This window comes from Solibacillus sp. FSL K6-1523 (genome assembly GCF_038005225.1).
GTDB lineage: Bacteria > Bacillota > Bacilli > Bacillales_A > Planococcaceae > Solibacillus.
In genome coordinates, this window is the sequence record NZ_JBBOSU010000001.1 from 3,283,562 (window position 1) to 3,303,620 (window position 20,059).

At 36.8% G+C, this 20,059-nt stretch carries 16 protein-coding genes and 1 other annotated feature; of the genes, 4 read left to right on the top strand and 12 right to left on the bottom strand.

The annotated features are described in order from the left end of the window. Positions 1-114 precede the first annotated feature (114 nt). The 8 genes from tpx to ezrA all read right to left on the bottom strand — a co-directional run bounded on the left by tpx (position 115) and on the right by ezrA (position 8,797). The gene (tpx, locus tag MHI10_RS15825; RefSeq protein WP_340787113.1) at positions 115-621 is read right to left on the bottom strand and encodes a thiol peroxidase; all 507 of its coding nucleotides are present in this window, start codon (positions 619-621) and stop codon (positions 115-117) included. A 171-nt stretch (positions 622-792) separates the two neighbouring features. Next, positions 793-1,284, bottom strand: a complete 492-nt coding sequence (locus tag MHI10_RS15830; protein ID WP_340787115.1) for an RDD family protein — start codon at positions 1,282-1,284, stop codon at positions 793-795. 13 nt (positions 1,285-1,297) lie between these two features. Further along, positions 1,298-2,308, bottom strand: a complete 1,011-nt coding sequence (gene sppA, locus MHI10_RS15835) for a signal peptide peptidase SppA (protein WP_340787118.1) — start codon at positions 2,306-2,308, stop codon at positions 1,298-1,300. Positions 2,309-2,451: 143 nt separating this feature from the next. Beyond that, positions 2,452-4,023 (bottom strand): acyl-CoA synthetase MbcS, encoded by a 1,572-nt coding sequence (gene mbcS / locus MHI10_RS15840; RefSeq protein ID WP_340787121.1) that lies wholly within the window; start codon positions 4,021-4,023, stop codon positions 2,452-2,454. A gap of 184 nt (positions 4,024-4,207) precedes the next feature. Beyond that, positions 4,208-4,420, bottom strand: coding sequence for an alpha/beta-type small acid-soluble spore protein (locus tag MHI10_RS15845; protein ID WP_340787123.1), 213 nt, complete (start codon positions 4,418-4,420; stop codon positions 4,208-4,210). 113 nt (positions 4,421-4,533) lie between these two features. Next, positions 4,534-5,745, bottom strand: a complete 1,212-nt coding sequence (thiI, locus tag MHI10_RS15850; protein ID WP_340787125.1) for a tRNA uracil 4-sulfurtransferase ThiI — start codon at positions 5,743-5,745, stop codon at positions 4,534-4,536. Then, positions 5,742-6,890, bottom strand: coding sequence for a cysteine desulfurase family protein (locus MHI10_RS15855; RefSeq protein WP_340787127.1), 1,149 nt, complete (start codon positions 6,888-6,890; stop codon positions 5,742-5,744). Before MHI10_RS15855 ends, thiI begins: the two co-directional genes overlap by 4 nt. A gap of 200 nt (positions 6,891-7,090) precedes the next feature. Continuing rightward, positions 7,091-8,797, bottom strand: a complete 1,707-nt coding sequence (gene ezrA / locus MHI10_RS15860) for a septation ring formation regulator EzrA (protein WP_340787129.1) — start codon at positions 8,795-8,797, stop codon at positions 7,091-7,093. Between the two features lie 141 nt (positions 8,798-8,938). On the opposite strand from ezrA, the gene hisJ reads away from it, so the two are divergent. Together hisJ and MHI10_RS15870 are read left to right on the top strand one after the other, a co-directional pair. Then, positions 8,939-9,742, top strand: a complete 804-nt coding sequence (gene hisJ, locus MHI10_RS15865) for a histidinol-phosphatase HisJ (protein ID WP_340787131.1) — start codon at positions 8,939-8,941, stop codon at positions 9,740-9,742. Between the two features lie 13 nt (positions 9,743-9,755). Next, the gene (locus tag MHI10_RS15870; protein ID WP_340787134.1) at positions 9,756-10,235 is read left to right on the top strand and encodes a GAF domain-containing protein; all 480 of its coding nucleotides are present in this window, start codon (positions 9,756-9,758) and stop codon (positions 10,233-10,235) included. Positions 10,236-10,312: 77 nt separating this feature from the next. Here the strand turns inward: MHI10_RS15870 and MHI10_RS15875 are convergent, their stop codons facing one another. Beyond that, positions 10,313-12,247: a sensor domain-containing diguanylate cyclase gene (locus tag MHI10_RS15875; RefSeq protein ID WP_340787135.1), complete on the bottom strand. Its 1,935-nt coding sequence runs from the start codon at positions 12,245-12,247 to the stop codon at positions 10,313-10,315. 406 nt (positions 12,248-12,653) lie between these two features. Between MHI10_RS15875 and rpsD the strand changes: the two genes are divergently transcribed. Further along, positions 12,654-13,256 (top strand): 30S ribosomal protein S4, encoded by a 603-nt coding sequence (gene rpsD, locus MHI10_RS15880; RefSeq protein WP_340787138.1) that lies wholly within the window; start codon positions 12,654-12,656, stop codon positions 13,254-13,256. 132 nt (positions 13,257-13,388) lie between these two features. Here rpsD and MHI10_RS15885 read toward each other — a convergent pair whose 3' ends face one another. The 3 genes from MHI10_RS15885 to tyrS form a co-directional block, all read right to left on the bottom strand. Then, complete coding sequence (locus MHI10_RS15885; RefSeq protein WP_340789269.1) at positions 13,389-14,006, bottom strand: Yip1 family protein; 618 nt, start codon at positions 14,004-14,006, stop codon at positions 13,389-13,391. 99 nt (positions 14,007-14,105) lie between these two features. Beyond that, the gene (locus MHI10_RS15890; protein WP_340787139.1) at positions 14,106-15,275 is read right to left on the bottom strand and encodes a PstS family phosphate ABC transporter substrate-binding protein; all 1,170 of its coding nucleotides are present in this window, start codon (positions 15,273-15,275) and stop codon (positions 14,106-14,108) included. A gap of 104 nt (positions 15,276-15,379) precedes the next feature. Further along, positions 15,380-16,651: a tyrosine--tRNA ligase gene (gene tyrS, locus MHI10_RS15895; protein WP_340787140.1), complete on the bottom strand. Its 1,272-nt coding sequence runs from the start codon at positions 16,649-16,651 to the stop codon at positions 15,380-15,382. A 69-nt stretch (positions 16,652-16,720) separates the two neighbouring features. Continuing rightward, positions 16,721-16,926 (bottom strand) — a binding site (T-box leader). 126 nt (positions 16,927-17,052) lie between these two features. On the opposite strand from tyrS, the gene MHI10_RS15900 reads away from it, so the two are divergent. Then, positions 17,053-19,914, top strand: a complete 2,862-nt coding sequence (locus MHI10_RS15900; RefSeq protein ID WP_340787143.1) for a transglycosylase domain-containing protein — start codon at positions 17,053-17,055, stop codon at positions 19,912-19,914. Positions 19,915-20,059 lie beyond the last annotated feature (145 nt).

Sequence of the window (20,059 nt, forward strand, 5' to 3'; positions counted from 1 at the left end):
TCACTAGTACTACTATACTCGAACTTCACATATTTTCCTTCTAAAATGAACAACCCACTCAAAAAAGCCTGAGTGGGTGTCCGTTTTCATATTTCATTTACGACTAAATAAATATTATTTTGAAAGGGCATTTACGGCTTCGATTGCCGCTTCATAGTTTGGATGATCTGTTGCTTCAGGTACGTATTCTACATACGCAACTTTGCCCGCTGCATCTACTACAAAAACAGCACGTGTTAGTAGGCGTAATTCTTTAATATGTACGCCATATGCTTCACCAAACGATGCATCACGGTGATCGGATACTGTTACAACTTGATCAATTCCCGCTGCACCGCACCAACGCTTTTGAGCAAATGGTAAATCCATCGACACTGTATAAATAATGACATTGTCACCTAATTCAGCAGCTGCTTCATTAAATTTACGTGTTTGCTGATCACAAACGCCCGTATCTAAAGAAGGAACAACTGAGAATAAACGAATTTTACCTTCAGAATCATTTAATGTTACGGCTGATAAATCATTTGCTAATACGTTAAAATTAGGCGCCATATCTCCTACTTTTACTTCATTACCAATTAATGTTATTGGACCATTTTTAAATGTTACTTGTACCATAAATAACCGCCTCCTTGTTATTCCCTTATATTACTAGATATAAATTACAGAATGCAACTAACTAGCCTTAACTAATGGAACATCTTTCCCAAAAAGAAAAGCCGCCTAAAACTAGGCGACTTTTCAAAATAGAAAGGTGTCGATACTTAAAGATACCCATTCCAATTTTTTTTAAACTTTTTCAATAAACATTTTTTCATGTACAACGACTGTATCGGCAAAGTAATCCGCTACACTTTTATTTTTTGGTGAAAAAGCTACAATTAAATAGGGCACATGGAAAAACGTACTATTAATGAATCTTCCTACACCTTCTCGAAACACAATAGTGGACCAGTCTAACGGCTCACCATTGTCCTTTTCTACACGTAGACCAAATACCATTTTACCTAATGTTTGCTTAAAATACTTTGTTAACAAAATGAAATACGCATAATAAATTACTGCAGATAACATAGTAAACGGCGCGTACCAGTTAACGGCAATTAAATCCCAGTCCATCAACGCAAACAGTGGACGTATTGTCACACCTACAATCGCGGCAATGATTACTGAATCTAATATAAATGCCCAAAATCGCATCCAAAATCCAGCTGTTTTATGTTGAATTTGGGGGTACAGAGTAGTCGGCTTCGTCTCAAATGTTTCGATTACCTCAGTCATGTCGTTCCCTCCCTTAATATTCACCATATAAATACATCATTCGTGGCGAGTTTGTTGAAGATATGATTTTAGAAAGATATTGAGACTCAGCAGATGGACTTAGCATCGAACCAATTTTCACACCAAATAATGATGCCCAGCTATCTGAACTAGTAGCATATTCAAATAGTTCTGCATCCTCTAATCCAAAATCTACACGCATCGCAGCAATTACATCTTTTTCATTGCCAATTTCATCGACCAACCCTGCATTTAATGCTTGCGTACCACCTAAAACTCGACCATCCGCAACCTTCTTCACTTGTGCTTCGGACATGCCGCGACCTGCTTCGATAATATCTACAAATTGTTCATATGACTCATCAATCATTTCTTGAAGCATCGCCAATTCTTCTGGTGTTGATGGACGTACTCCACCAAACATGTCCTTATGTGCTCCTGATTTGATCGTTTCAAATTCAATGCCTACTTTTTCTGCTAATTTCCCATAGTTAATCGACTGCATAATGACACCAATCGAACCTGTAATTGTTTCACGCTGTGCAAAGATTTTATCTGCCGGTGCAGCAATATAATACCCACCAGATGCAGCCATTGTCCCCATTGAAACGTAAATCGGAATTTGGCGCTCTTCTTTTATTTGTACAAGCTTTTCGTAAATTTCAGCAGATTCAATAACACCGCCACCAGGTGAGTTAACCGTTAGAACAACGCCTTTAATCGATTCGTCATGCAATACGGATTCCAATTGATTCATAAATAATTTGTGATTGTAGTCAACTGTCTCCCAAACGCTCGGCTCTCCAACATCTTGGATCACCCCGTTTACTGTTAAATTGACAATTCGTTTATCAAAATCGCCACCTTCAACCACTTGTTCTAATGAAAGTGTTTCAGTGCTCATTAAATTATCGAAGCTACTGAAGAAATCTGTTTTAAAAATAGTAATAATTGTGTTAATCCCAAGTGAGAAAAACATGAGCACTGCCGCTATCCCTAGTGCTACCCATCGTTTCGTATTCATTTTATTACCTCCTCCTATACTTCCATACGAAAGTATTTTACATTAAGTTTCATTTTTTTCAAGTATTGATAGATCCAATAGAAAAAAGATGGCCATCATTCGACCATCTTTTCATTCCCCAGGAAATAATTCCGAAAATCCGATTATTTTTGCTCTACTAATCGTAATTCGACACGACGAATTTTACCTGAAATAGTTTTCGGTAGTTCATCAATAAATTCAATAATTCTTGGATATTTATAAGGTGCAGTTAACTCTTTCACATGGTTTTGTAACTCTGCAACAAGTGTCGGTGAATCTTTTAATGCAGAATTTTTTAAAACGACATACGCTTTTACAACATTGCCTCGAATTTCATCAGGGCTTGCTACAACAGCACATTCACTCACAGCTGGGTGCTTTACTAATGCATCTTCTACTTCAAATGGTCCAATTGTGTAACCTGAAGAAATGATGATATCGTCGTTGCGACCTTCAAACCAAAAGTACCCGTCCTCATCTTTTTTCGCTTGATCTCCCGTCACATACCAATCACCTCGGTACTGCATCGATGTTCGCTCTGCATCATTGAAATAACCTTTAAATAATGCTGGAGTTGATTTATGGACTGCAATATCACCGACTTCTCCTGCTGGCAATGGTTGTCCAAATTCATCGATTACGTCCACTTGGTTACCTGGTGTCGGTTTCCCCATCGATCCAGGTCGTAATTCCATATCAATTAATGTACCAACAAGCAATGTATTTTCTGTTTGACCATAGCCATCTCGCACTACGATATTATATTCACGTTCAAACGTTTCAATTACTTCTCGATTTAATGGCTCGCCTGCTGAAACCGCACTACGTAAAGTTGATAGTTGGAACGTAGATAAGTTATCTAACTTTGCAATCATTCGGTACTCTGTCGGTGTGCAGCATAATACATTCACTTTTTGCTGCTCAATCATTTTTAAATAGTTCTCGGCATCAAACTTCCCTTTATAAACAAAAGCCGTTGCACCACTACCTAATACCGCCAAAAATGGACTCCAAATCCACTTTTGCCAACCTGGTGCTGCTGTTGCCCAAACAACGTCTCCATTTTGCACACCTAACCATTTTGGCGCTGCCGTTCTTAAATGTGCAAAGCCCCAACCATGCGTATGCATAACCCCTTTTGGATTCCCCGTTGTGCCAGATGTATAGGCTAAAAAGGCTAAATCAGATGACTCAGTTGCTTGCGCTTGGAATTCATTTGATTGCTGTTTAGCTTCTTCCATTAAAGATATCCAAGATTCTTTTTCATTACCAACAATGAAGAGCTGAAGTCCGCCTAAATTTTCTGCTTGTTCAAACTCATCCACATATTGCTCCATTGCAATAATTGCCTTTGCATTTGAATGTGCAATACGATAATCAATATCCTTACTACGTAATAGCTCCGAGCTTGGAATAATGACAAGTCCTGCTTTAAGCGCGGCAATATATGTTACGTATGCTTCTAAACAACGCGGAAGCATAATTAAAATGACGTCCCCTTTTTTTAGCCCTCTAGATTGAAACGTATTTGCAACTTGATTAGCCATTTGCAAAAGCGTGTTATATGTAAAGCTGTCCTGACTCCCATCTTCCTCTTGAATAATTAATGCAATTTTTTGTTCGAGATTTTCATGCTTTTCAAATTCATTAATAATATTATAATTCTTTGGTGCAATTAGTTCGTTATGAATCATTTCCGAATCCCCCTTTGATTGTAAAATGATATTTACCATTTCATTATACTAATGTTTTTGCTTATTTCCAAAAACTTTCTATAGGGTAACCATTTTTTTATCGAATAATTCATCCCAATTTGAATCAAAATAAAAAAAGAACTGCAACTCGTTAAAGTTGCAGCACTCTTTTTTTAATTTTTAATTATTTGTTTGATGAACCGCGTAATTGCTGTTCTGCCATTTGTACTAGGCGTTTTGTGATTTCTCCACCTACTGAACCGTTAGCACGTGATGAAGCTTCTGCACCTAATTGTACGCCAAACTCTTGAGCAATTTCGTATTTCATTTGGTCAAGTGCTTGTTTTGCACCAGGTACGTTTAATTTGTTTGATGAACCGTTGTTGTTGTTTGTCATGTCTCTCTCACCTCCTTGTGACATTAGAATGTGCCAGATGAGAAAAAACATACACTATAAACAATAGGTAATATGTTCTTGTATTAGGTAATTACTATCAATTCCGTGAAATTCTATAATAAATCAGTAAATTTATCTTCTTTTACTTCCTTTTGTGGGAATATATAGGTCTCTCGATTTTTAACTGCACGTTCAATAAGCTCGTCAAATTGCGTAAAGCTTTCAAAGTGCTGCACTTTATCCAGTCTTGGCTTTGTTTTTGGACTTGCTGGTGTAAATACAGTACAGCAGTCTTCAAATGGCTGAATCGATGTCTCATATGTGCCAATTTCCATTGCGATTTTAATGATATCTAATTTATCTGCCGAAATTAATGGACGTAAAATCGGTGTGCTCGTTACATCATTAATAGCCGTTAAGCTTTCAAGTGTTTGTGAAGCAACTTGTCCTAAGCTTTCTCCAGTAACAATACCAAGCGCGCCAACTTCTTCACGCACTTTATCTGCCACTTTCATCATCATACGTCGCGTAGAAGTCATAGACATATTATCAGGTACATTATCTTTGACCGCTACTTGTAGTTCGGTAAATGGAATAACATGAAGACGCACATTTGCACCGAATTTTGTTAATCCATTCGCTAATTCTTTTACTTTTTGTAGCGCATTATCACTTGTATATGGTGGACTAAAGAAATGAATTGCATCAATTCGAACGCCACGTTTCATCATTAAATATCCAGCAACTGGGCTATCAATACCACCCGATAGCATTAATAATGATTTACCATTTGAACCAACTGGCATACCACCAGCACCTTGAATTACTTGGGCCATCATATAAATCGCATCTTCACGCACTTCTACACGCAATGTAACATCTGGTTTTTTTACTTGCACTGTAAAATTCGAAAACTGTGGTAAAATCGTTGCACCCATTTCACGTTGTAATTCATGTGTATTTAATGGGAATGTTTTATCCGTACGATGCACTTCTACTTTAAATGTAATATCGCCTGCATCACGGTAATCTTCTAAAATGTCTAACGCAAGTGCCTTCATTTCATCTAAATCTTTTCCACATGAAGCAACCGGGCTAAATGATTGAATGCCAAATACATGCGGCAATCTGTCCATTAATACATTTAATTTCTCATCATTTTCAATTTCGATAAACATGCGATCACGTTCCGCACGAATTTTTAATGGCATAATATCATTAAATGAATAACGGACATTATCACGTAATCGATTAATAAAATCCTTTTTATTGCGACCTTTTGTAGATAATTCGCCATAGCGAACTAAAATTTCTTTAAATTTCATCGTTCATTATCTCCTTTTAACTCTTTCATTACCGCTGTAAACGCTTCTTTAAATTCTTCTATTTCTTCATTTGTTGTAAAAGCACCAAAACTTAATCTTAAAACACCATTTTTAAACTGCCCATCAACGTTTAATGCTTCCACAACATGACTTGTTTTCGTTTGTTTCGATGAACAGGCACTTGAAGTCGATATAATAATATTTCGTTTTTGCATGGCATTAATTAAAATTTCACCTTTTAAACCGCGCACACTAAAAGATAAAATATGTGCTGCCCCATTTTTTGGTGAAAGAACAAATATTTCCGAACCGAATTGGGCAAAATACTCGTGTAAGTTAGTAGACCACTTTTTATACTTTTCAAGCTGCACGGGCAATGCCTCTATTGCTAAACGAGCCGCCTTGGCAAATGCTACAGCCTGTGGAACAGCTACTGTACCACTTCTTAATCCAAATTCCTGACCACCTCCGACAAGAAATGGCTCAATCATTGGCTTTTTGCGGAAAGCAAGTACGCCTGAACCTTTTAATGCATGAATTTTATGACCAGAAAGGGATAAAATATCAGGTCCTGCCTCATCTTTAAATGTAATCGGAAGCTTACCGAAACTTTGAATCGCATCTACATGAAACATTGCTCGACTATTTTCATGGATAATTGTAGCCGCTTCTTCAATCGGCTGAATCGCACCCATTTCATTATTTACATGCATAATACTAACTAAAATCGTCTCTTTGCGTAATTTCTTTTGTAGCTCATCTAATGAAATAACACCGTTTTTGTCCGGTTTTAAGTAATCAATTTCATATCCTTCCGACTGTAAACGTTTAGCAGCTTCTAAAATGGATGGATGCTCAATTTCAGTCGTAATAATATGCTTCCCTCTAAAATTACCCTTTTTAGCTACACCATAAAATGCAAAATTATTGGACTCTGTACCACCTGCAGTAAAGAGCACATGATTTGCCTCAGTATTTAATAATTGAGCAATTTGTTCTCGCGCTTTTGCGAGTAACGTATTTGCTTCAACTCCTGCACGATGAATAGATGCCGGATTTGCATAATACAATTCATTGACCTGCATAAATGTCGCAAGAACTTCTTTATGTGGTTTTGTTGTGGCACTGTTATCTAAATAAATCATGAATTCTTACCTTCTTTTTCATTAACATTTTTCCGTTAAAAAGAGGCTACTCGCGCAAGTATGTTGCGTGGAATCGTCAATTTTTACGGAGGTTTAACTTCATTTCACTAAGAAAGCCACCTGCACAAATTATGCAAGGTGGCCTTCATTTTTTGCTTTATAATTATAACGCGTAATGGCTGAACATGTAACCGTTATGCTTATGATTTTATAAGTAATTCCTCTTGAACAAGCTCTTCAATTCGTTTAATTGCACTTGGATCGACTGTTTCTACAGCTTTTGCCGCGTCCTCTAATGCTTTGACATAGCGGAATTGTGTAAATGCTTCCTCCGCTTCCAATAAACGCTCATGCACTTGTCCATTGGTAGCACGATAACGATTTCCAAATTGAATAAGTCGTTCAATAATCATCACATTTTCAATCATTTCTTGCGCGCGGTCATTTACTTCTTCAATGCATTGCTTCGCGCCCAATAAATTTTGGTTTACTTGCACAATATTTAGCGGTACTTCTTGTAAGCTTTGCATAACAATAAATATTTTCTCTTCCGCCTCTTCAATACGTGCATCCATCTCACTCGGAATCCCCGGAATGTTTGCACGATTTATCATACGATCCGTATTTTGTAATAAACGCTTTAATCCCTCTAAATCGGCGCGCGCTTGATTTTCATCGATACGTAAATTTTTCAAGTTATTTGAGAAACTTTCTTGCTCTTCTGCAATTCGCTCAATTTCTTCTGTAATTTCTCGAAGCTCTTCTTGCAAGCTGGAATAGGCTGATTGCTCTTCCTGCACTCTAATCGATAATAATTCGTAGCGCTTTTGTAAAACTTCTAAATGCTTTAAGCCCGCTCTCGGAATTTCAGCTTCCCTATCTTGCAATCGATAACTATGTTGAACATAGGCAGCTTCATCACTGATTTCTTTTGTTAAACGCATCACTTCTGAAATTGTGCTATACATAGCAGAACAATGACGATCTACATAATTTCTTGCAAGTACTTCTTTTTCCAGCAAGTCATAAAAATTATCAATTTCATCGTTAATTTCTTGAATACGTGGCGCGACTGTTTGTAAATTTAATTCTGCAATCGCGATTTTCAATGTATCCAATTCTTTTTCAAGATTATCTAAATACTGCGTTAACTCTAAATGGCGTAAATAATAATTTTGTTCTTCCATCTCGCGCTGTCCGTTACGCAATTCATGAATCGCAGTTGGAATTTTCGCTTGGATATCTGTCAATAAAGTAGGAACTTCACTTAATAAACTAAAGATATTTTGCGCTTCATTATTAAGCTGTAAAACGATCTCACGCGCTTGTAAATAGTTTCCATCTTTCGTTAATACGTCAAATTCTTCAAATTTCGGTGTGAAATCTTCTATTTTTTTCTCTAGTTGTTGTAGCGCTGGCCCAAATGAATGCTGATGCGCTAAAATCGTTTTTCGTGCAGAACGGTAATATTCCTTCAGTTGTTCCATTTCAATACGATTTTTTTCTTCGCTGCCTATTAATTCATCGAGCTCTGTAATAATTTCTACACGTACTTGTTCACATTTTGTAATCTCTTGTTCAATTTCTCGCTCAATAAGTGTCGCTTTTTTAAATTTAAAACGATCGATATACTCTTCAGCATCAAAAAGCATTTCATCTAGCTTTGTCACTTGAACGTCCACAACGTCTAACCAGCGATTACGCCAATCTTCAAAAAGTTCTTCGGTTTGTCCATTCATATTCAAAGCTTTTACTTTCGCAAGCTCTTCAAATATCGGATAATGCTGAATTTGCATCTTCTCTTTTTCTAATCGTCCTATTTCTGCATTATGCTTGCGCCTTACTACTAAACCTGTAATTAATAATGCTAATAGTATGACGACGACAATGATGATATACTTTATCATTGTAAGCCCCCTACTCCAAATTTAAATCAATAAAATGGCTATATACGTAACTCTAATAATACCATGTTTTCATAGTTTTGTTGAACTATTTCACTGTTTTTTCTAACTTCTTAAAACCTAGTACAAAAGGAGGGCATCCGAATGAAAAGAGATGGTCATATTCATACACCATTTTGTCCACACGGTTCTTCTGATCCATTCGAATTATATATTGAAAAAGCAATTGCGAATGGCTTTGATGAAATCACGTTTACCGAGCATGCACCACTACCCGCAAACTTTGTCGATCCCACACCTGAGCAAGATAGCGGGATGAATACGGCGCAATTACATAATTATTTTGAACAGCTTCAGCGCCTAAAAGAATCTTATAAAGCACAAATTAAAATTAATATCGGTTTAGAAATTGATTATATTGTCGGATATGAAGCAGAAACGCGCCAATTTTTGAACGAATACGGGAAACTTTTAGACGATGCTATTTTGTCAGTTCACTTTTTAAAACACGACGACGAATATTATTGCATCGATTTTTCTGAAGATGTGTATTTACATTTTGCTGAGCAGGTTGGAGGGATTCAGGAAATGTATTCTCAATATTACGACACCGTACAAATGTCCATTCAGGCCGATTTAGGACCTTTTAAGCCAAAAAGGATTGGTCATCCCACATTGATCCATAAATTCCAACTTGCACATGCGCTCCAAATCGATGACAAACACCAAATTGAAGCGTTGTTTACGTTAATGATGGAAAATGGTTATGAGCTCGATTTAAATAGTGCTGGTTTAAGTAAACCCTTATGTAAAGAACCATATCCACCATTGGATTTTGTTGCGTTCGCACAAGCGATCAAACTCCCTATTGTTTTTGGCTCTGATGCCCATACAGCAAACGATTTACATCAACATTATACGATGATTTCTCAAAAAATTAAATTATAAATGGAGGTCCATTATGTTTTCTCGTATTAATTATGAAGGTCCGCTTGACGAGCAATATACAACACTTTCCCGACAGTTACACACATTATTAGATGGTGAACAAGATCGCATTGCAAATTTAAGTAATGCCTCTGCATTATTGAATCAATTTTTAGATCGTATCAATTGGGTTGGTTTTTATTTAATGAACGATGGCGAACTTGTGCTTGGACCATTCCAAGGTTTACCTGCATGCGTACGTATTCCTGTTGGTCGCGGGGTGTGCGGTTCATCCGCCATGCAAAAACAAACATTACTCGTTGATGATGTGCATGCATTTCCGGGCCATATCGCCTGTGACGCAGCATCGAAATCAGAACTTGTCATTCCACTCATTAAAAATGATACAGTAATTGGCGTTTTAGATATTGACAGTCCTATTGAAGCACGATTTTCAAAAGAGGATCAATTAGGGCTTGAGCAATTTGTACAAACACTTTGCAAACACTTGTAAATCTTAAAATTAATACGCTCACTTGAGCATTAAAAATGGAGACTTATCCGTTACATTAACGAATAAGCCTCCATTTTTTATGATTGTAACTGCATTGAATCTTCAAATACACGCACATTATTTTTCCCGCTATTTTTTGCACAATAAAGCGCGACATCGGCTTGGCGGAAAAATTGTTGAAAATGCGGACGGTTTTCTTTCTTCCACGCCATCATTCCCGCGGAAATAGTCACTGCTGGACTCGTCACTTTTGGTACGACTTCAACAATTTTCTTTGAGATTTTCAGTGCTTCATTCTCTAATATATTTGGAATATAAATCGATAGCTCTTCCCCACCCCAACGAGAACAAATTCCCCTCGTTCCGACAAAGTTTAAAATTTCTGAACTAATTTGTACGAGAACATCATCACCAACTTGATGCCCATGTGTATCATTAACCTTTTTAAAATTATCAATATCAACTAATAAGAACATTCCTGAATCATCTTGTTCTAATGAATTGATAATATATTTATCTGAGTAATTGCGCGTAAATAGTTTCGTTAAATGATCGCGGTCCACCATCTCTTGTAACTGATCTCTTAAAATGGAGTTTGAAATGGCTAATGACGAGTGATGAATGAGTGACTGCATTAATTTAAAGCTGTCAAATGAAAAAAAATAAGGCTCTTTGTGAAGAACAATACTAAACCCATTAATTTTTTCTTCCACAATCATCGGGATTGCCATTAACGATTTATACTCGATATCTACTTCAAGTAATCGACTGAAGTCAGCTATAAAGAGAGGATCCTGCGTATTTTCAAAATGCTTCTCCACATGCTGAATATACTTGCTTCCATCTATTGATTGAAACAATGCTGTACACGAATTTGATATTTCAAAGGATTCATTCTCTTTTAATAGGAAACCAATTTCCATAGGTTGGAATGATTTGATTAACTGTTTCTGTAAAAACGTGAGCATTTCATTAATATTCAGCTTCATATTTAAACGATGGGACGTTTCATTAATTAATTGTAAATCACTTATTAAGCGATGTGATTGATGATAAAGTTTTGCGTTTTCGAGGGAGTTCCCCGACGCTTGTGCTAGCATGCATATAAATTCTTTTTGTGCATCTGAGAAAGCATATGTTAGAGGTGCTTTCACTTGTAGGATACCGTAAATTGCTTGGCGTCCTTTAATGGGTGCATTCAGCAAATGGCAATTTAAATCTTCAGCTACTTCTTCCTTTAACTCTCCCGAAACGAATGCTTCCACGGTCGATGCTCTTTCCGATAAATAATCGAATGGCTTAATACGTACTCGTGTTTGTCGGTCCTGATCATTTGATAAAATAAGCTCTACTTCTAAATCTTGAAAATTCTCTTCAATCGTTACAAGCACATTTTCTAAAATAATATCGATATCCATTGTAGAATGGAATAAATCCGTCATATTATATAATTTTCGATATTGTTGCTCATTCACTTGCATCGCAAAGGTTTGATATAAATACTTAAAAACGGATGCAAGTTCCGTTACGGTTTCATTTGTATGATTAAAACATAAACATTCCGGATGTTCGTGATTACATTTAAACAATAAGATTGCCTCTGGTTGAGCTTCTTCCAATTTTACGAGCATCATGGATGTATAATCGATAAAAGGGCTCTTTTCTTTAAAAAAGGCAGGCAATTCAACAACTTTACTATCATTAAAGGAAGCCTCAAATAAATTAAAAGCTAAAGGTAACTTGATAGTTTGTTCTATAATTTCCTTGTGTAATGGTTTTAAAGTTTCACCTTCTATTATGAAAAGAAAGCACTCTTCTACACCAAAAAATTTAGTCAAACATTTATTAAGTAATGAGAAATAATCTTCAAAATTATTCAAATCCTCTTTTGAATTAATACAAAGACTCAGGACATCAGATTTAAATTTTTCTATCATCTTTTGATGCACTACCATTAAATCACCTTTTTCTTTCACATTTACCGAATCAAATACTATTTCACTTAAAATCAAGTATACACTTATCGTGTCTATTTGACTATAAAATTATGGATTTTTTTTCTAATTTATTGTACATATTTCATAATCAATTGGAATATCCGTTATTTCAAGCTCACCTATAGGTCATTTTAACTAAAGCGTATCCTACTATATTTATATGCTTATATTTTCCTTGTTATACTTCTCCATTGACTAAAATTATAATAAAAGTTACAATACTAGTTGTGTAAAATGAATGCAGTAGTTGTATGACTAAATTGTTTGTATTTTATTCCTTCTATTTTAATATAGGATGGTGTATTGCGTAACCCTTTCGGCTGCATGGGCGAAGATACGTGAAAATAGAATACCTTTTTTGTTGGGTACAGCTGGTTTTTCTTTTACAACAAAAACCAAATTTAAAGGAGGAGACAAAATTATGTCTCGTTATACAGGTCCATCTTGGAAACTTTCTCGTCGTCTTGGTATTTCATTAAGCGGAACAGGTAAAGAAATCGCTAAACGCCCTTACGCACCAGGTCAACACGGTCCAAACTCTCGTTCAAAAAAATCAGAGTACGGTCTACAATTAACTGAAAAACAAAAATTACGTCATATGTATGGTATGACTGAACGTCAATTCAAAAACGTTTACCTTAAAGCTGGTAAATTACCAGGTCGTCATGGTGAAAACTTCATGATCTTATTAGAAACACGCCTTGACAACTTAGTTTACCGTTTAGGTTTAGCTCGCACTCGTCGTGCAGCTCGTCAATTAGTTAACCACGGTCACATTTTAGTTGACGGTAAACGCGTTGATATTCCATCATTCTCAGTGAAAATTGGTCAAACAATTGCACTACGCGAAAAATCAGCTAACTTAACAGTTGTTGCTGAATCAATCGAAGTAAACAACTTCGTACCTGAGTACCTATCATTCGATGGCGACTCTAAAGTTGGTACATTTGTACGTTTACCAGAGCGTTCTGAATTATCTTCTGAAATCAACGAACAATTCATCGTAGAGTTCTACTCTCGTTAATTTTCCGCGATTCAAACAAAACTCTCAAACCTTGTTTATCAAGTGTTTGGGAGTTTTTTCATTTAAATTGCTTGAGCTATAAAAAAACAGTCATCCTTGTAAATGGATTGACCGTTTTTTAAATTCATTTTACTACACAAGTTTTGTAAACACCAAAATCGCACATAGGACAATGACTACTAAAATCGAGGCGAAAAAAGCACGCCATTTTGTAATTTTATGTACTTCCGAAATGCCGATAATTGTTAAAGCATATGTCCAAATACTTGCGATGATAATAAAGATGCCCCCAACAAATTGTAAAATCGCATCCCCTAAACTCATTTCAATATAGGAAACAATGAAATACGATTGAGGAGAAAATTGCATCCAAAATAGCAGCAATGGTAAAATCCAAATATATGGAATCATCGTAATGCTCATAACACGGAACATTTCCTTAAAGTTTCCTTGACCGCCTAATATTTTTGCAGATCCTAGCAATACTCCCGCTACAATGAAAGTCGATACAAAATACAGTAAAAAGCTCGACATAAACGAAGCCGAAACGATAGCACCTAATGTATTTTGCGCGTAAGCTGACGTCCCTAAAAAGCCCATTATATTGCTACTAAACATTCCAATTAACCCGACAATAATAAAGTACGGTAAATTTTTTGTTTGTAATACATACTGAATCGTATCCCGCGGTTTAACGGCAATACTCAAAATAGTATGCCGATCATCGACATGTTGCATTTGTTGCTCCACCAAAATAGAACCTCCTAAAAATAATAATACAAAATCTATTATACTGGTATTTTTAAAGTGATTCAAAGTTATCGAACAGACAAAAGTATTTCGTTTCTTTTACTCGTATTCGGTAACAGGGACATATCCCGCTTGCTCAACTAATCTTTGGCCTTCTTCCGATAAAATCCAGTCAATAAATGCTTGAACATGCGTATTCTCATCACCTGTCGTTACGATATAAAAATCCGAAGTAATTGGATACGTATTTGCGCGTATTGTTTCTTTTGTAGGTGCAACCCCATCAATTTCCAATAATTTAATTTCTTTACTCCGCACCATCTCATTCGAATAATAACGGAAAGTATAACCAATGGCATTTTTATAGTTCTTATATTTTGATACTTCATTAATAATTCCTCCCATACCTGTAGCGATATTTTCAGAAGGCGCTTCCACAATCGGTTTGTCACCCATTAATCTTTGTAAAGCTGTTTGAGACCCACTATCTTGAGGTCTTTGAAAAGCACGAATGGCATCCTTTTTACCTCCAACTTGAGACCAATTCGTAATTTCTCCTGCATAAATGTCTTTAATTTGTTCCAAAGTTAAATTATTTATATTGTTCTTTGCGTTCACAAAAAATACGAAGGCCTCTTTTCCAATTGGTGTTAGCTTAAGTTCCATTCCTTTTGCCTGCGCGCGTTGGATTTGCTGCTCGGAAGGACCCGCCGCAAAAATCATATCTACTTTTCCTTCAAGTAAATTAGCATACGCATCGGGTGTTTGATTGACCATCACTTCACTTGAATAGGGATTATACATTTTTTCAGGATAGACTGCTTGAACAAAAGCTGCATACAGCGGATACAATGCCGTTGCACCATCTATTTTTGGTAATGGTTCTTGCAGCTGTAATGATGCAACTTGTGGTAGTTTTTCAACCTGATTCCCTTTGACAAAAGGCTCGTACTGATAAATATTCACTTCGGCATCAACTGTCGGAATTCGGTTATCAAACCAGTGAAAAATCGGTTGCATTGCCGTAACGCCCAACACACCGAGCGCGAATGTCCAAAAAACTTTTGCCACCTTCTTCCTAGTGAAAAAGTCAAAACTATGTAGTACAAAGCCAATATAGAGTACTGCTGCAAGTGCGATTATAAGCGGGATATAATGTATTGCACCGCTGAATAAAGTAATGAATACTAGTATGAATGTAAAAAAACATCCTCCTATAAATCCAATAATAGCTCCAAAAATCGGTATGATGTATGATTTCTTTTCCATTCTCCACTCTCCTTTTAACAACCCCAATTTTAACATAAATATCCTTTTATTAACATGCAAAAAACGCCTCAGATTATTTTCTGAGACGTTTATATTTTATGATTTTATACGAATTTCACCATATGGTATTTTTTCTTACCGCGTCGAATAATTGCGAAAGCATCTTCTAAACGATCTTTGCCGTCCACAACATATTCTAAATCCGTCACCTTTTCACCATTAACACTAATCGCTCCATTTGTCACATCTTCACGCGCTTGACGTTTTGACGACGAAATGCCTGCTGCAACGATTAATTCTACGATGTTTTCGTCCACTTTTTCTACTTCAACAGAAGGAATACCCGCAAAGGCAACTTTCATTTCATCAATAGATAATGCTTTTATGTCGCCTGAGAATAATGCTTTTGTAATACGCTCTGCTGCCTCTAAGCCCGCTTCTCCGTGAATTAAACGCGTCATTTCTTCTGCTAATGCTTTTTGTGCTTTACGTAAATGTGGCTCTTCTTCCACACTTACCGCTAAGCTTTCGATTTCTTCATGCGATAAGAATGTGAAGATTTTTAAGTATTTCACAACATCTGCATCCGCTGCATTAATCCAGAATTGGTAGAACTCATAAGGCGATGTTTTTTCTGCATCTAACCAAACCGCGCCACCTGCTGTTTTACCGAATTTTGTTCCATCTGCTTTTGTTACTAATGGAATCGTAATCCCAAAAGCTTTCGCATGCTCATCATGTGTTTTACGTATCATTTCTAACCCAGTAGTAATATTCCCCCATTGGTCCGAACCACCTACTTGAATGCGAACATTGTGGTGATCGTATAAATGATTGAAGTCAATTCCTTGAATTAATGTGTACGCAAATTCAGTAAATGAAATACCTGAATCAAGGCGTGATGCTACTGTATCTTTATTTAAAATGTAGTTGACGTTAATTAGTTTTCCGTAATCACGTAGGAAATCAATTAATGACAATGGACCAACCCAGTCATGGTTATTCACAAGCTTTGCTGCGTTTTTAGAACCCGAATTAAAATCAAATAAACGCTCCATCTGTTTCTTTAAACCTTGTACGTTTTGATCAATTTGCTCCATCGTTTGTAATTGGCGCTCTTCTGAACGACCCGATGGATCCCCAACTGTTCCTGTTGCTCCACCCACTAATAAAACAGGTGTATGCCCTGCTTGTTGGAAGCGGCGTAATGTTAATAACGGGACAATATGACCGATATGCATGGAATCAGCTGTTGGATCTACCCCAACATATAACGACACTTTTTGCTCGTTTAATAATTTTTCCATACCTTCTGCATCTGTTTGTTGGTATAATAACCCGCGCCATTGTAAGTCTTGAATTAATTCGTTCATCAAAATCTCTCCTTTTACATGTGTTTTTTTGCATGTAAGGGCATGAAAAAACGTCCCTACACGCAAACTGCATGCAGGGACGTCAAATAAGTATAATTTAACGCGGTACCACCCGGCTTGAAGGAAAAACTTCCTTCCACTTTAAGCGTTTATATCGAAACGACCCGTCCAAACTCTAAGCACGTACTTCATGAATACACTGTGTCTAGCTTTCACCAACCGCTAGCTCTCTAAGTCAGGGAATGAATTCATTACTGCAAACTCTTCATTGTTTGAAATTTTATATTCCTTATTCTACTCAATATTTGTACTATGTCAATAATTATATTCGTTTCAGAATCAAATATGCTATAATCAATTACGCCTAGGCGTAATTGCGTCCAGATTTTTAGGAGGTCGATGAAGTGAAAGAATGGCTCGAACAATTAAATAAAAAAATCGAGATCCTTGCTTCTTCAAAATGGATGCGTCATTTCCGTATAGCGGGTGGCGTTTTTTGGAACCTTACTCTTTTAACGATTATATTCCTAGCTGCCTCAACCATTTTTATGGTGAGCGTTGGCGCTGGTTATTTTGCATCACTCGTTAAGGAGGAGCCACTCCGTTCAAAAGAAGAAATGCGCGAGGAAATTTTCAGCTATGAAGAAACAAGTGAGCTTTATTTCGCAAATGATATTTACATCGGGAAAATCCGTACTGATTTAGACCGCCGTGAAACATCACTTGCCAATATATCACCTAATGTTATTAATGCCGTCCTTGCAACTGAGGATGAATATTTCCGAGAACATAACGGGATTGTACCAAAAGCAGTTATTCGCGGTCTGTTACAGGACGTATCGAACTCCTCAACACAAACAGGTGGATCAACGTTAACACAGCAATTAATAAAAAACCAAATATTAACAAACGAAGTATCCTATGAGCGTAAAGCAAAGGAAATTTTACTTGCATTACGTTTAGAATACTTTATGACAAAGGAAGAAATTTTAGAGGCTTACTTAAATATCATTCCTTATGGTCGAAATGCATCCGGTCGGAATATTGCTGGGATTGAAACGGCGGCGCAAGGTATTTTCGGTGTTTCTGCTGCTGAATTATCCCTACCACAAGCCGCTTATATTGCCGGTATTCCACAAGCACCTTTTAAATATACGCCTTTTACTAATAAAGGAGAGCGTAAAAGTGAGGAAGGTACGCAGCACGGAATTGACCGAATGAAAACCGTTTTGTATCGCATGAATGAAGCGGGGTACATTACGAAAAGTGAGTATGACAACGCAATTGCTTATGATATTACGCAAGACTTTAGAGAGCGTGAAGAACGTCCAGAAGATAAATACCCGTGGTTAACAGCTGAGTTAGAAGAACGCGCTAAAGAGATTTTCGCCACGATTCTCGCTGAAAAAGATGGGATTGACCCTGCAAGACTAAAAGAAGAAAAAAATCTTGAAGATAAATACATGATCTTAGCTGACCGAACAATTCGTTCAGGCGGTTATCGTATTTATTCAACAATTAATAAAGATATGTATGATGCGATGCAACAAGTAACAAATGAATTCAAATTATATGGTCAAACGTATAAGAAAAAAGTAAAAGACCCTGAAACTGGGGAAGTAATTGAAGTGGATGTACCTGTACAAACTGGTAGTATCGTTATCGAAAATACGACAGGAAAAATATTAAGCTTCGTTGGTGGACGTGATCATCAATTAGAACAATTAAATCACGCTACAAGGGCATTCCGTTCAAACGGTTCTACGATGAAGCCACTGCTCGCATATGCACCAGCTCTAGAGTACGGTGTTATCGGTGCAGGTAGCCCAGTCGTTGATGTGAAGTTTAAACGTAGCTATGATAACTACGAACCAGTCAACTACAATCCAACTCAGGAACTCGGTATTATTTCAGCGCGCCAAGCAGTCAAAACATCGCAAAACTTACCGGTGCTTCGTTTATATGATTCGATTTTAGATCGACGCCCTGCTACATTTTTAGAGAAAATGGGCTTCTCAAGATTAACGGAAGGTGATTTTGTCAATCTTTCAACTTCAATTGGTGGAATTACCCACGGCGCTTCAGTTGAAGAAAATACGAATGCCTTTGCTACCTTTGCGAATAAAGGGAAATTTATTGATGCCTACATGATTGAACGTATTGAAGATTTGGATGGGAATACTATTTTCGAACAGAAATCAGAGCCTGTAGATGTATTTTCAGAAGAAACTGCTTATATGATGACAGATATGTTGCGCGGCGTATTAACAAACGGCGGAACAGCAACAAAAGCGAAGAGCTTATTAAGTTTCTCTTCTGATTTTGCGGCTAAAACAGGGACAACACAAGATCATAAAGACGTCTGGTTAGTTGGCTATAATCCAAATATTTCACTTGGTGTTTGGTTAGGTTATGATCAGCCACGTACTTTATATGCTTTCAATAATACGTATCAACACCCAAGTGCTCGTGTCAACACACTTTGGGCAAAATATATGAATAGCTTATACAAAGTAAATCCAGAATTAATAGGGACAAAAGAAACGTTCAAAAAACCAGAGAATGTCGTAAACGCATCATTTTGTGGAATTTCCGGCTTAGCGCCATCCACTTCTTGTGCCAATGCGGGATTTGTTACGTCCGATTTATTTAATAAAAATATGCTTTTACCAACGCAACCTGATGATAGCTTTACATCTGCTTCTTCGGTTGTCATAAATGGGAAGTCTTATGCAGCGCTTTCTAAAACACCACCAGAATTCGTTGGAAGAGGTGGCTTTGGTTTAAACCAAGCATTTGCTGATCACATGTTAGGTAAATTAGGTGGAGATACTTCCAAACTATTACCTTCTAGCTCGGGGAATACGGTCGTTTCTGGTTCAACATTCCAAGCAGATAGCGTTTCTCCAAGCCCTGTAACAGCGGCACTAAGCAATGGCATATTAACTTGGACGAACTCTGGTTCAAACGATATCGTCGGTTACCGTGTATATAGTATGACAAATGGTGGACGAGCATTCGTCACTTCACTTAAATCTTATGAAAATAAAAGCTTTAAAACTACACCAGGTGTACGTTATGTCGTTGTCGCAGTAGATATTACAGGTTTTGAATCCCGCCATTCAAATGAAGTTGGCGAAATTATCGAAATCCCTACAGTTCCTGAAGAAAATACAAATCCAGGTGACATGATAGAGGATGATATGATACCAACAGAACCAGGCATCGACGAACCTATTGAAGATCCTGATACAAACTGGCAATAACTATAATAAAAAACATCATTTCTGGCTTAGGCCTGAAATGATGTTTTTTTAATTTGCTTTAGCAAAAATTCTTCTCTTCTTTAAGAGGGGGCTGGAATGGAAAATATACACTGAATTCAACCTAGATTTAAACACATGCTAAATC

Coding starts and splice junctions, on each gene's coding strand:
- tpx (WP_340787113.1), bottom strand. CDS start 621: ATGGTACAAGTAACATTTAAAAATGGTCCAATAACATTAATTGGTAAT.
- MHI10_RS15830 (WP_340787115.1), bottom strand. CDS start 1,284: ATGACTGAGGTAATCGAAACATTTGAGACGAAGCCGACTACTCTGTAC.
- sppA (WP_340787118.1), bottom strand. CDS start 2,308: ATGAATACGAAACGATGGGTAGCACTAGGGATAGCGGCAGTGCTCATG.
- mbcS (WP_340787121.1), bottom strand. CDS start 4,023: ATGATTCATAACGAACTAATTGCACCAAAGAATTATAATATTATTAAT.
- MHI10_RS15845 (WP_340787123.1), bottom strand. CDS start 4,420: ATGACAAACAACAACAACGGTTCATCAAACAAATTAAACGTACCTGGT.
- thiI (WP_340787125.1), bottom strand. CDS start 5,745: ATGAAATTTAAAGAAATTTTAGTTCGCTATGGCGAATTATCTACAAAA.
- MHI10_RS15855 (WP_340787127.1), bottom strand. CDS start 6,890: ATGATTTATTTAGATAACAGTGCCACAACAAAACCACATAAAGAAGTT.
- ezrA (WP_340787129.1), bottom strand. CDS start 8,797: ATGATAAAGTATATCATCATTGTCGTCGTCATACTATTAGCATTATTA.
- hisJ (WP_340787131.1), top strand. CDS start 8,939: ATGAAAAGAGATGGTCATATTCATACACCATTTTGTCCACACGGTTCT.
- MHI10_RS15870 (WP_340787134.1), top strand. CDS start 9,756: ATGTTTTCTCGTATTAATTATGAAGGTCCGCTTGACGAGCAATATACA.
- rpsD (WP_340787138.1), top strand. CDS start 12,654: ATGTCTCGTTATACAGGTCCATCTTGGAAACTTTCTCGTCGTCTTGGT.
- MHI10_RS15890 (WP_340787139.1), bottom strand. CDS start 15,275: ATGGAAAAGAAATCATACATCATACCGATTTTTGGAGCTATTATTGGA.